This window comes from Paracoccus mutanolyticus (genome assembly GCF_003285265.1).
Classification (GTDB): Bacteria; Pseudomonadota; Alphaproteobacteria; order Rhodobacterales; family Rhodobacteraceae; genus Paracoccus; species Paracoccus yeei.
Genome location: NZ_CP030239.1, coordinates 1,786,701 through 1,799,167, shown reverse-complemented (window position 1 = coordinate 1,799,167; position 12,467 = coordinate 1,786,701). Strand labels below are relative to the sequence as shown.

The window sequence follows — 12,467 nt, the reverse complement described above, 5'->3', positions numbered from 1 at the left end:
TTCTTGGATGGCTCCCTTCAACTTGGTGCGGTGCTGACAGGAAGGAATGTGGCAGCATTGTGATGCCGGCCGCGGGACCATGCACTCGAGCAGTGGCGTTCTCTGGCTCGTCCATCAGGTCGGCCAGTTTCGGCCAGCGGGGGCGCAGCTGCTCGGCCACCTTGCGCCAGGTTTCCCCTGCATGGGCGCGGTCGGGCTGGTCGAACGCCTGGCGGATCGCGGCCGCGACGACGGTGTGCTGGCCGCGCGAGATATGGGCCAGGGCATTACGCATCCAATGGACGCGACAGCGCTGCCAGGTCGCCTCGAATACCCGGGCAATGGCGGCCTTGAGGCCGGTATGGGCATCGCTGATCACCAGCCGGACGCCGCCGAGGCCCCGGGCGCGCAGGGACCGCAGGAACTCGGTCCAGAAGGTCTGTGCTTCCGAGGGGCCGATCCCCAGACCGATGATTTCGCGGCGGCGCTTCGACGTGTTCGATCCGGCGACGGGATTATCGCCGCCACCGGCACGATCCGCCCGCCCTGCCGCACTTTCAGATAGGTGGCATCCAGCCAGACATAGGGCCATTCGCCGGTCAGCGGACGGTTCAGGAATTCGCCAACGCGCTCGTCATTCGCCGGGAAAACGATCCACCGGATCGTTTTCTGGCCCGGCTCATTCCTTGCAGAGCTTGGAAACGGTGCTCTTCGAGATACCGCTCAGCCCCATCGCCTGCACCAGATCATCGACGCGACGGGTCGAGACGCCGCTGATCCAGGCCTCCTGAATGACGGCCACCAGCGCCTGTTCCGAGGTCTTGCGGGCTTCAAGGAAGCCGGGGAAGTAGCTGCCCTGCCGCAGCTTCGGCACGCGCAGGTTCAATGTGCCCAGGCGGGTATCAAGGGCGCGCTCGCGATAGCCGTTGCGCCAGGTGGTGCGTTCACCGCTGCGCTCGTGCCGCCCAGAGCCGATTAGGCCGTCGATATCGGTTCCATGATCATCTACCGCACTGCCTCGGCAATGCTGCGCAGGAAGTCGCCCTGGTCCTGCTTTGCCAGAAGCTCGGACAGGTCCATGGTGGGTTTGGTCATCGGGGGCTCCGCAGGATCCGTGGTTGAAGCGTCGAAACTCCACCTCGATCATCACTCGATGGCCACCCAGGATTACACCGGCAACGCCGATGAAATTACACCAGACCGCGGACGCTAACGAACCTCACCGGCTGACGCGACAGTGTGACATGGATATCACGGAACTAGGGCCGGTTGGACCGGCTTGCCGCCCCATGCCGGGCCGCATCCCGTCAGGGCGATCCGGCCGTCTCCGGGTTGCCGAACAGGGCGATCAGCCCGTCCGCCAGCGCCCCGCGCCAGACAAGGTAATCATGGCCACCCGCATAGGTGCGCCAGGTCACGTCATAGCCGCGCAGGCGCAGGGTGTCGCGCAGGATGCGCGACGTCTCAAGGATGCCTGCGGTGCCTCGCCGCCCGGATTCGAACAGCCCGGCGCTTAGAAAGAATCGCACGGGCGGGGGCGAGGTCCGCCGGGCGACCTGATCTGCCATCCATGGCGTGCCGTCGGTATCCGCGTCCCCGGGGGCCCACCAGAACGAACCCGACATGGAGAGCGCGTTGCCGAAGGCGTCGGGGCGCGACAAGGCGACGGTGGCCGCGGCCAGTCCGCCATAGCTTGCTCCGGCCAGGACCGTCCGCGCCGGATCGGGCGCGACGCCCAGATGCGCGGCCACCTGCGGCAGCAGCTCGTCCGCCAGCGCATCGGCAAAGACGCGGTTCCCGGGCAATTCCCGCGCGCGCGTCTGGCTGTCGATCGACGGCACCAGCACCGCCACGACAGGCGGCAGGCGCCCCTGGCGCGTCAGCGTGTCCAGTACCTGGGGCGCCTCGATCCGCTCCGGGGCCAGCCCCTTTTCGATGATGTCGCCGACATGTTCGAGGTTGATGACATAGTCGAGAATATTGATGGCGCGGCGGCGGTCGGTCTCGGTCGCCGTGTTGCCCAGACGAGAGAGATAGTTCTTGACCTCCTGCTGCCTGCGGTCGATCCGCTCTTCCAGTTCCCCCACTGCGGCAAGATGGCTGGTGTCGTTGGTTCCGAACGCCGAGCGGGTCTGCCGGAGCATCCTCTCTGCCATGTCGCCGATGGCAAGCACCTCGCGGCTGGCGCCCGCCAGCGCCAGTTGCGGCGTGTCCAGCAACGCCGCGTCCAGCCAGTGGCTGGAATCGGAAACATGGGCCTCGTCATCCGGGATCATCCAGGCGACAAGCCGCGTCACGCCCTTGACAGCAGGCCAGATCAGAACGGCAAGCACGACGTTGAAGGCGACATGCGCTTCGACGGCCAGGCCGGTCTGCCTGAACGGCAGCGCGTCCAGCCCCTGGGCGATCATTCCGGAGAACGGAAAGGCGATCAGGCAGCCGATGGCCCGGATCATGAGATTGCCGACCGTCAGGCGCCGGGCTGCAATGCCCTCGTTGGCGGTGGCAAGGACGGCGGGCAGTGCTCCGCCCAGGTTGGCCCCAAGGACCATGACGACGGTCAGGGCCGGGGGCATCGGCAGCGAAAGCACGACCAGCACCGCAGCAAGCGACGACGAGCACAGCACGGCAAGCCCGGCGGCCAGCACCAGCGCCACGGGGGCCGCGTTGTCCAGCATGGACAGAAAGGCCGCAAGCGCCTCGGAATTTCGGATCGGCGCCGTGGCATCGTCGAGCAGCGCCAGCGAAATCAGCATCAGCCCGACACCGATCAGCCCCGAACCGATGCCTGCCGGGATGGCCCCGTTGCGGCGGTGCATTGCGTAACCGATCAGGACCAGGATCGGCGCGACCGCCTCGATGCCGGTCGAGACGACAAGGGCGGTCAGAGCGGTTCCGACATTCGCGCCAAGCAGCACGATCTGCGCCATCTGTCCGTCGATCAGGGCTCTTTTCACGAAGGATGCGGTCAGCAGCGCGGTCGCTGTCGACGATTGCAAGCCAAGCGTTGCCCAAAGCCCGGTCATGAAGGCCCGCAGCCCGGTCTGTGTCCCGAAGCCGAGGATCATCTTCAGGCGCATCCCGAAGGCCTCTTCCATTCCCATGCGGATCTGGGACAGGCCGAAAAGCAGAAGCGCAACCGATCCTGCGATCTGAAGAGCGACCTCGAACGAGTTCATTCCAGTCCTCCCCTGGCGTAGAGCATTGCGATCACCACGGCGAAATTCAGATTAGGTCCAACTCGGGTTCAAATGTCCACTCTGTCCGACGTCCAGCAGATCAGCGAAGCCGCCACGATGCGGGTGTGACAGCCCCGCCGGCGGTGTGCCTCCGCTTCGTTATGAGACTGCATCTGCCGCACTGCCGTCCCTTTGCTTTCCACCCCTCGCGTCGATCACATCTCACTCCCGGCCAGGGGCATGCGGCCGCTATTGCCCCGCTCCCGGACCCTGGAGGCCGGGCGGAGGGGTGGCGTCTGCGTCGGGGTCGCGGCCCTGCGTGCGGTCGAGCAGGCGCATGACGGGCGTTACGGTCAGCCCGTGCATCAGGACCGAGACGAGCACCACGAGGCCCACGATGGCCCACAGGCGCGCACCGTCCTCGACCTCCATGTGGTTCAGCCCATAGGCCAGGTAATAGAAGGAGCCGACGCCCCGGATCCCGAAGAAGGCGATCGTCAGCTTCTCGCTTCGGGCGGCGCGGAACCCGGCAAGGCCGATCAGCCCGGCCACCGGGCGGATGACCAGCAGGATGACCAGCACGGCCAGAACATCGCGGCCGGTCAGCCCGGTCAGCAGGCCCCGGGCCAGGGCGCCGCCGAACAGCAGCAGCAGCACCATCATCGCCAGCCGCTCGACCTGCTCGGTGACGTCATGCATGTCGCGGTGAAAATCGTGGCTGCGATGGGCATGGCGGAAGGTCAGGGCGGTGACGAAGACCGACAGGAAGCCATAGGAGTGGATGATCTCGGTCAGCCCGTAGGACACGAAGGTGGCCGCCAGCGCGATCAGGCCGTCGCCGGTCTGGGCAAGCCGGGTTTCGGCCGGTATCCTGAAGGTGACCCAGCCGAAGGCGCGCCCGATCAGATAGCCGCCCGCGACGCCGGCCCCGATTTCCCACAGCACGTTGTAGGTCAGCCACCTGGCGGCCCAGGGCTCTCCGGTGCTGCCGGCCAGGGCCAGGGCGATGGCCAGGTGGACGAAGGGAAAGGCCGCGCCGTCGTTCATGCCGGCTTCCGAAGTCAGGCCGAAGCGGACCTCGTCCTCCTCGCCCGTCTTCGGCGGGCCGACCTGCACGTCGGCGGCCAGGACCGGATCGGTCGGCGCCAGCACCGAGCCGAGCAGCAAGGCCGCCGGCCAAGCGAGGCCGATCCATGTGCCGGCCAGCAGCGTGATGGCCGCGATGCTCAGCGGAAGGGTGACAAGGATCAGCCGCCAGGTCACCTGCCAGCGGTGCAGGCCGAAGACCCGGTCGATCTTGAGCCCGGCCCCCATCAGGGCGATGATGACGACGAATTCGGTAAACCGCTCGGTGATCTCGGGATAGGCCAGCGGCAAGGGGGCCGGCCCCACCTGCGGCACCGAAAACAGCGCCAGCCCCAGGCCGATGCAGACGATGGGCAGCGAAAGGGGCAGCCGCTGCAGCGCCAGGGGCAGCCATGCCACCAGGGCGATCAGAAAGCCCGTGCCGGTCAGCACCAGGATATAGGGATCGGGTTGAAGCAGGCTTTCCATCGCGATCAACGCGGGACGAAAGGATCGCGGTCCAGGCCGATGGCGAAATTGCCTGGTGCCTGTTCCGGCCGGCGGGCCCTGCCCATGGAAACGACCGCCGCCCTGTGGTCAAGGCGGCGGTCCATGGCTGTCATCCAGGGTGCTAGAGGCTGGTCTTGTCGCCGGTGCTGCTTGCGGTGGCCGCGCCGGTGCCGCCGGTCGCGGTGCACGCCGCGTTGCAACAGCGATTCAGCCGCCGCACGGACGCTTTCAAGCTCGTCCCGCTGGTGGCGACGATAGCGAAACGGGCCTCTCGGAAGCGGGTGTCGCGCGGATCATGATTCTGTTCGGCCTGGTGCTGGTGGTCGGCAACGGGATCGGCGGCCGCTTCGCCGACCGTTCGCTGTTCGGGACATTGTTCGTGACGTTTGCGGCCCAGGCTGCGGTGCTGTTCGTATTCTGGCTCGGCGTCGGCAGCCCGGCCGTGGCTTCGGTTTCGGTGTTCGTGATGGCAGCCTTGGCGCCCGCTTGCCCGCCGGAGACGGCTGCCAATCCTCGGCCGCCGCGTCGCCGCATGGCATTTTCGTCACCCAGTAGTCCCGCTGCGCTTGGCGATGCGGGCCTCCAGCCAGTGGAAGGCGCCGTCGATCAGCAGCGCCAGCATGGCGACGACCAGCCCGCCCTGGACGACAAAGGCCGTGTTCGACGACACCAGCCCGGCGATGATGACCTCGCCCAGCGTTCGCGCCGCGACCGTCGAGCCGATCGTAGCGGTCGCGAGCGAGATCACCGCTGTCAGCCGCAGCCCGGCGATGATCTGCGGCAGCGCAAGCGGCAGGTCGACCTGCCACAGCCGCTGCCGCGCCGTCATGCCCGCCCCCCGCGCCGCCTCGACCACCGCCGGGGGCAGGCTGGAAAGTCCGGCAAGGGTGTTCTCGAATACGGGAAGCAGGCCATAGAGGAACAGGGCGACCAGCGTGGGCCTTGCGCCGAATCCAAGACTGGGCACAGCAAGCGCCAGCACGGCCACGGGCGGAAAGGTCTGCCCGGCAGCGGTCAGAGTGCGCGCCAGCGGCAGGAACTCGCGCCCGGCGGGCCTTGTGACCAGCACCGCCAGCGTGATGGCCAGTGCGCCCGACGCCAGCACGGCTGCGGCCACCAGCACCAGATGCGACAGCGTAAGGGTCAGCAGGCTCGTCTGGGTATAGATGGCCGGAGCGCCGTTTCGCGTCAGCAGGCGAAGCAGCGGCGCGAACGCCTCGGGCGCGGCCAGAAAGGCCAGCAGCGCCAGCGCCCCCGCGCCAAGAAGAGGGCGCCCGGTCATGCCTTTCCCGGATCGCAAGGCGGCTGGCCGCCGGCGGCAAGGCCCGCTGCGGCCGCGCCGGCGCCCGCGTTCATCCCCGCCCATGCCTCGATCGCCTCGCGGCGCACGACGCCGCCGCCCTCGACCGGCAGCACCGCGCGGCCCGACCACAGGCTTTCGGCCAGCGCCGCGCGCAGCGGGGCGTCCCGTGCCACGGGGTTGCCGGGCGCGCTGCCGGGCTCGGCCACCTCGGCCACGCGGCCCAGCGACAGCAGGCGAAAGGGACGCTCGTCGCCGCCGACCAGCGCCTCGACGAAGGGGCTGGCAGGATGGCGCATGATCTGGGCCGGCGGGGCGTATTGCAGCAGCCGGCCTGCGTCCATGACGGCGATGCGGTCGCCAAGCGCGATCGCCTCCTCCATGTCATGCGTGACGATGACCAGCGTGGTGCCAAGCCGGCGTTGCAGCGCCCTCAGGTCCTCGCGCGCCTGGGCGCGGATCAGCGGGTCAAGCGCCCCGAAGGGTTCGTCCATCAGCAGCACGTCCGGCCGCGCCGCCATGGCCCGGGCGACGCCGACGCGCTGCTGCTGGCCGCCGGACAGTTCGTGCGGCATCCGGTCCCGATAGGCGGCAGGGTCCAGCTGGAACAGCGCAAGCAGCTCATCGACCCGCGCGGCGATCCGGGCGCGGGGCCAGCCCAGCAGCCGCGGCACGGTCGCGATGTTCTGGGCCACGGTGCGATGCGGGAACAGCCCGTGGCCCTGGATGACATAGCCCATCCGCCGACGCAGCAGCGGCGCGGGGATCGAACGGGTGTCGGCGCCGTCCACCAGGACGCGGCCGGCGGTCGGCTCGACCAGGCGGTTGATCATCCGCAGCAGCGTCGTCTTGCCCGAACCCGAGGTGCCGACCAGCGCCGCCACCCGGCCGCGTTCGACGGTCAGGCTGACGTCATTGACGGCGGTGGAGGCGCCGAACGCCTTGGTGAGGCCCTCGATCTCGATCATCGCGCCCTCCGCGTGCGGTCCAGCGCCTCGACGACCAGGTCCAGCGACAGGCCCGCGACCAGCGCCAGCGCGATGGTGGGCAGCGCCCCCAGCAGCACCAGGTCCGTTGCGGTCTGCGCCAGCCCCTGAAAGACGAAGGTGCCAAAGCCGCCGCCGCCGATCAGCCCGGCAATCACCGCCAGGCCGATGTTCTGCACCAGCACGATCCGCACCCCGGCAAGGATCAGCGGCAGGGCCAGCGGCAGCAGGATTTCCAGCGCCACCTGCCGGTCCGTCATGCCGGTGCCGTGCGCAGCCTCGCGGGTTTCGGGCGCGACCCCGGCCAGGCCGGTCACGGTGTTCGAGACGACCGGCAGCAGCGAATAGAGAAACAGCGCAACCAGCGCCGGAAAGGCGCCGATCCCCGCGATCCCGGCCGAAGCGGCGCCGGGCACATGCGCCGCAACCCAGCCCAGCACCGGGATCATGATGCCGAACAGCGCAAGCGAGGGGATCGTCTGGACGACGTTCAGCGCGCCCAGCACCGGCCGCCGCCACCGCTCGCGGCCATGGATCGCAAGCCCCAGCGGCAATCCTGCCGCCAGCGCCAGCCCCAGCGACCCCAAGGCAAGCCACAGGTGCCGCACCGCCTCGTGCTGGAAAAGCGCGCGCCGGCTGCCATATTCCCGCATCACCGAAACGCCGTCGAGCCAGCCCGAGGCCAGCACCGCCCAAGCTGCCAGCGACCGCCGCCGCCAGCAGCAGGGCTCGCGCGTCCAGCGTCAGGCGAAGGCTGAGCCAGAGCTATCGGCCAGCGAACCACGGCCTATCGAAGCATCAGCCAGAAGCCCGCGGCGAGCGCGACGCGACCAGCGTCGCCGGCCGCGTCAGGTGGTGCGCCGCGGCGCCAAGCGCCAGCACCACGGCGACGAGCCCGGCGGCGGCAAGCGCCAGCCGCAGGCGGTCGCCCAGCCCCGCCCCAGGCCCGCCGCCAGAAGCAGGGCCAGCGCTGCCGCCAGCGCGGACCCGACCGGCTGGACCAGCGCGCCTGCCCAGCCGATCGCATCGCCGGCAACGATCCGGTTCGGCTTGAACTGCGCGAACGGCAGCGCCAGCGCCGCGCCGCCGGTCAGCGCAAAGACGGCGCCGGTGCGGGACAGCCGCGCAGGCCGCGCCCCCGTCTCGGACGGCCACGGTCCGGGCCGGTCCTGCCGGACGGGCTCCCGCGGGTCCACCGACCGCGCCCGGCCGATCCTCACCGCGGCGCGGTCTTGCGGCGGGGCCGCCCTGTCGACGCGGGGCGGGCGCACGCGGCGGTCACTTCAGCAGGCCGGAGCGGGTCAGATAGTCCTCGGCCACCGCGGCCGCGGGTTCGCCGCCGACCTGGATGCGGCCGTTCAGTTCCTGCAACACCTCCAGCGTCAGGCCGCTGAACACCGGTTCCAGCACTGCGGCGATCTCGGGGTGCTCCTCCAGGACGGGGGCCCGAACGATGGGGGCGGGCTGATAGACCGGCTCGACCTCCTTGTCATCGGCCATGACCACCAGTCCGGCAGGGGCGATGCCGCCGTCGGTGCCATAGACCATCGCCGCGTTCACCCCCGAGGTCTGCTGCGCCGCCGCCGCGATCGTCGCCGCGGTGTCGCCACCCGAAAGCTGCACCAGCTGGTCGGGCCGCAGGGTAAAGCCATAGGCGGCCTGGAACGCAGGCAGCGCGGCAGGCGAGGTCACGAACTCGGAGGAGGCCGCCAGCTTGATCTCGCCCCCGCCCGCAACATAGCGGCCAAGGTCGGACATCGTGCGAAGCCCGGCGGCGTCGGCCACGTCCTTGCGCACGGCAATCGCCCAGGTGTTGTTGGCGGGCGCGGGCGTCAGCCAGACGATGCCATGGGCGCCGTCCAGTTCGGTCGCGCGGGCGTGCGCCTGGGCGGCGTTCTTCCACGCCGGGTTATCGGCGTCATTATAGACGAAGGCGGCGTTGCCCGTGTATTCTGGGTAGATGTCGATCTGGCCCGAAGCGATGGCATCGCGCACGATCGGCGTCGCGCCCAGCTGCAGGCGATCCTGCACCGGCAGCCCCGCCTGTTTCAGCGCCAGCAGCATCATGTTGCCCAGAAGCCCGCCCTCGGTGTCGATCTTGGAGGACACCACGATGTCGCGGGCGGCGGCAGCGCCGGCCCAGGCGACCAGCACTGCGGCAAGAAGGGCCGTTCTCTTCATCGGATCGTCTCCATGATCGTCATCCTCTGCGGCCGAGGCTTCGGCAAGCCTACGTCAACTCGGTCACAGGGTCTAGGACAAGGGCCGAGGACACCCGTCTTTCGTTTCCGCACGCGACAACACCGCGGCCGCTTGCCAACGCCCCTGGCGCGCACCCGGACCATGTCCCGCCCGCCGCGTCGCGCTGCTGGCCGCTCTCCTTCCCGATCCGCCTCCGGCTCGGACGTAGGCGCAGCCTGTCGCCAGGATCAAGACCTGCGAGGCCCCTTGGGGCGGTTCCTCAGGCACCAACGCCCAGAGGCACCGGCCGGCATCACAAGCCCGAGGGGAACGTCTCGGCGCCCCCGAGGGTCTGCCTTTGCCGCGCCGTGGCGGCTATGATCGGCAAGGCGGCTGTGATCGACGCGACTGACGAGATCTTGCGCATCAGATCTTTTTTTGCCTTAGGAGAATCGAGCCGACATCAGATCGCAGGTTCGCCCGCTTGCGCTCAGAACCATGGCTGTGTCCCCGCTGGTTCCGACGGCCGGGCGCACTGCGATGCGTGATCTGCACCTCCATGGTCTTCTGCAGGTCGGCTCAGGGTGGACTTCTGTTCAGGCCAGTGAGGCTTGCCTCGGCCGAACGGCGCAATCCTGACACTGCTGGATTTCCTATCTAGATGCGTCCATCGCTGACCTTGACCTAGCGTGCGCTGTTGTGCATCTGTGCAGCGAGGACTTCTGCGACTACGCCCATCGGCGTCATCTCCGACACCCACGGTCTGCTCCGCCCCGGGCGCGGCGGCCTGGGCGGCGTCGACCGCATCCTGCACGCGGCCGACTTCGGCGACCCAAGCACCTTGACGCGCTGGCACGCATCGCCTCGGTGCGGCGATCCGCGGCAACATCGACCGCGGCCATGGGCTGAGGCCCTGCCTGATGCGGCCAACTCACGTCGGGGGCCGCGGATCACGGATCCATGACCGCAAGGCCTTGCAGGTCGACCGCGAGCCGAGGGGTGGAACGTCCTGATCTCGGGCCACTCCGACAGCCCGGCATCGAGGAAACCGGCAGCATCCTCTGGCTGAACCCCGGCGCAGCCGGCCCCCGCCGCCTCCACCTGCCGATCACGCGGCTTTCCTCTGGGAAGAGGCCGGCCGCCCCCGCGCCATCATCCACCCCTTGCCTGACCGCCTCCGCCCGGACAGGGCACCCACGTCGTCGTCCCTCGCGCCGCATTCGGCGCAGGCGGGATAGAGCCGTCAGCGAGTCTTGCCAGGATCGCACCGCGGCGATAAAAATTACCGCGCATGCGCGCGTTAGTCTACAGGTGGCAATCGCGCGGGAACACTAGCAGCGCATCCAGGCGGGCTCTCTCTGAAATGTCTGGTGATCCGCCCTGTTCTACGAGGGCGGATACGAGGCCACCTCCTTTGCCGCGATCGCGGCGACGCCGTGGGCATATCGCGCGGCAACATCTATCACGCACATTACGAGACCAAGGATCGAGCAGCAGCTGGCCCAGGCGCGGAGCGCACGCCGCATGGCGCAGCACGAGGCTATCTTGCGGTGAGCAGAGCGCGAAGAGCGGCGCGAAGCGCGGCGCGAGGATCCTCGCCGTTGGGATGGGTCCAGGCTTCCGGGCAGCCGCGCGGCCGCGGGGTCGCAGTGGCTGGCGAATGGGGCACAGGCGACGAGCGACCGGCACCTGAATGCCACGAGTGATCTTCGCCCCGGCCGCCGTGCGGGAGTTGCAGCGCTTGCGGGACTTCCTCCGCACCAGGAGCCTTGACGCCGCAACGGCGGGCAGGTCATGGCCGGCATCGGCCACGACCTGAACGCGGTGAAAAAGCACGTCGGCCCCGGCGGAATGGAAACCCTGTTCAAGATCGCGAACCTGGGTGCCGGCGTCATCCGCGACCGCGTGGCCCGCTATCGCATCGACGCTCGAAGGGACTTGACGGACAAAGGCCCATTACAGAAGCACTACAGCTGCGTTTTCTTCTGATCTCTGAATCAATGGGTTACCATGATTTAGATGAGGTCATGGATGTCGGGATTGGCTGTCAAGGAAAACGTTGGAGCTTTGGGCTTCGTCGCTTCGGGATGTGAAGTCGCAGACGCGGGTTCTGTTCACACAGGAACGGGTTGCGGCATCGGCCGGTCAGTTTCTGGATGGCCTGCTGGGAAACGAACGGCGCAAGACCGGCTGGATGCGAGCGGAAGCCGCTGGCGACAAGGGCCCCTGGCGGCAGCAGGCGATCCTTGGTCGGGTGCCCTGGGATGCCGATGCCTTGCGCGATATTGTGCGGGACTACGCCGTGGAAACGCTGGCTGATCCCGAGGCGGTGCTGGTGATCGATGAAACCGGTTTTTTGAAGCAGGGCCACGCCTCCTGTGGGGTCGCGCGCCAATATACGGGGTCGGCAGGAAAGATCACCAATTGCCAGATCGGCGTCTTCGCCAGCTACGTCTCGCAGCACGGACATGCTTTTATCGATCGGGCCCTCTATCTGCCGAAAGCATGGGCTGAAGCTCCGGTCAGACGAAGCCGGGCCCATGTGCCCGAGGCGGTGGAGTTCGCCACTAAACCTGCCATCGCCCGCAGCATGATCGAGCGCGTGCTCTCGACCAAGGTTCCATTTTCCTGGGTGGCCGCCGACAGCGTCTATGGCGTTGGCGATATCGAAATAGCACTGCGCCGCGCTGGAAAAGGCTATGTCCTGGGTGTCAGTTCCAAGCACGCCTTCAATTCCTGGGGGAAAGCCTATGCCGTCAGCGGGACGGCCGGGAGCATCGCGGAAGACTTGCCGCCCGAGGCTTGGCAGCGTCTTTCGGCCGGCGCGGGCACCAAGGGCGAGCGGCTTCACGACTGGGCCTACCTTGATCTCGCCGATCTCGATGCTGGCGAATTCAATGCTGATCTCAGCGGCGTATGGACCCGGGGCCTGCTGATCCGACGCAATATCTCCGATGGCGAGTTGGCGTTCTTCACCACATGGTGTCCGGAGGGCACGGGCATGGAAACACTGGTGCGTGTCGAAGGACATCGCTGGGCAATCGAGGACAGCTTCGAGACCGCAAAGAATGAACTCGGCCTCGATCACAACGAGACCCGTTCCTGGCACGGGTGGCACCGCCATGTTTCCCTGGTCATGCTGGCCTTCGCCATGATGGCCGTCATCCCGGCATCATGCCAATGCCGCACCGCCCCCAAAACCAATGCGCTGGCCTCATCGCCACCCCTGATCTGATGGTCCATCCAGGAAATCCGCCGCATCGCCAA

8 protein-coding genes and 2 pseudogenes are annotated in these 12,467 nt (G+C 68.1%); 2 read left to right on the top strand and 8 right to left on the bottom strand.

Going from position 1 to position 12,467, the window contains the following annotated elements; all coding sequences use genetic code 11:
• Positions 1 to 100: 100 nt before the first annotated feature.
• The 8 genes and pseudogenes from DPM13_RS09785 to osmF all read right to left on the bottom strand — a co-directional run.
• Positions 101 to 1,074 (bottom strand): annotated as a pseudogene (locus DPM13_RS09785) (IS256 family transposase); the annotation flags it as partial.
• Between the two features lie 212 nt (positions 1,075 to 1,286).
• Complete coding sequence (locus DPM13_RS09780; RefSeq protein WP_189654912.1) at positions 1,287 to 3,158, bottom strand: Na/Pi symporter; 1,872 nt, start codon at positions 3,156 to 3,158, stop codon at positions 1,287 to 1,289.
• A gap of 249 nt (positions 3,159 to 3,407) precedes the next feature.
• Complete coding sequence (locus tag DPM13_RS09775; RefSeq protein ID WP_112888745.1) at positions 3,408 to 4,712, bottom strand: cation:proton antiporter; 1,305 nt, start codon at positions 4,710 to 4,712, stop codon at positions 3,408 to 3,410.
• A gap of 565 nt (positions 4,713 to 5,277) precedes the next feature.
• Positions 5,278 to 6,015: an ABC transporter permease gene (locus DPM13_RS09765; protein WP_112887937.1), complete on the bottom strand. Its 738-nt coding sequence runs from the start codon at positions 6,013 to 6,015 to the stop codon at positions 5,278 to 5,280.
• Positions 6,012 to 7,001, bottom strand: coding sequence for an ABC transporter ATP-binding protein (locus DPM13_RS09760; protein ID WP_112887936.1), 990 nt, complete (start codon positions 6,999 to 7,001; stop codon positions 6,012 to 6,014). Before DPM13_RS09760 ends, DPM13_RS09765 begins: the two co-directional genes overlap by 4 nt.
• The gene (locus DPM13_RS20800) at positions 6,998 to 7,708 is read right to left on the bottom strand and encodes an ABC transporter permease (RefSeq protein ID WP_223252491.1); all 711 of its coding nucleotides are present in this window, start codon (positions 7,706 to 7,708) and stop codon (positions 6,998 to 7,000) included. Before DPM13_RS20800 ends, DPM13_RS09760 begins: the two co-directional genes overlap by 4 nt.
• 159 nt (positions 7,709 to 7,867) lie before the next feature.
• The gene (locus tag DPM13_RS20795) at positions 7,868 to 8,215 is read right to left on the bottom strand and encodes a hypothetical protein (protein WP_189654911.1); all 348 of its coding nucleotides are present in this window, start codon (positions 8,213 to 8,215) and stop codon (positions 7,868 to 7,870) included.
• 82 nt (positions 8,216 to 8,297) lie between these two features.
• Positions 8,298 to 9,200 (bottom strand): glycine betaine ABC transporter substrate-binding protein OsmF, encoded by a 903-nt coding sequence (osmF, locus tag DPM13_RS09750; protein ID WP_112887935.1) that lies wholly within the window; start codon positions 9,198 to 9,200, stop codon positions 8,298 to 8,300.
• Positions 9,201 to 10,994: 1,794 nt separating this feature from the next.
• Between osmF and DPM13_RS09740 the strand changes: the two genes are divergently transcribed.
• Both DPM13_RS09740 and DPM13_RS09735 read left to right on the top strand, forming a co-directional pair.
• A complete protein-coding gene (locus DPM13_RS09740) occupies positions 10,995 to 11,189 on the top strand; it encodes a hypothetical protein (RefSeq protein ID WP_223252490.1) in 195 nt (64 codons plus the stop codon).
• 30 nt (positions 11,190 to 11,219) lie between these two features.
• Positions 11,220 to 12,430: pseudogene (locus DPM13_RS09735) on the top strand (IS701 family transposase).
• Positions 12,431 to 12,467: the final 37 nt, after the last annotated feature.

What these genes read in the sequence shown, in the direction of transcription:
- DPM13_RS09765 (WP_112887937.1), bottom strand. Translation starts at nt 6,015, where the DNA reads ATGACCGGGCGCCCTCTTCTTGGCGCGGGGGCGCTGGCGCTGCTGGCC.
- DPM13_RS09740 (WP_223252490.1), top strand. Translation starts at nt 10,995, where the DNA reads ATGGCCGGCATCGGCCACGACCTGAACGCGGTGAAAAAGCACGTCGGC.
- DPM13_RS09760 (WP_112887936.1), bottom strand. Translation starts at nt 7,001, where the DNA reads ATGATCGAGATCGAGGGCCTCACCAAGGCGTTCGGCGCCTCCACCGCC.
- DPM13_RS09775 (WP_112888745.1), bottom strand. Translation starts at nt 4,712, where the DNA reads ATGGAAAGCCTGCTTCAACCCGATCCCTATATCCTGGTGCTGACCGGC.
- osmF (WP_112887935.1), bottom strand. Translation starts at nt 9,200, where the DNA reads ATGAAGAGAACGGCCCTTCTTGCCGCAGTGCTGGTCGCCTGGGCCGGC.
- DPM13_RS09780 (WP_189654912.1), bottom strand. Translation starts at nt 3,158, where the DNA reads ATGAACTCGTTCGAGGTCGCTCTTCAGATCGCAGGATCGGTTGCGCTT.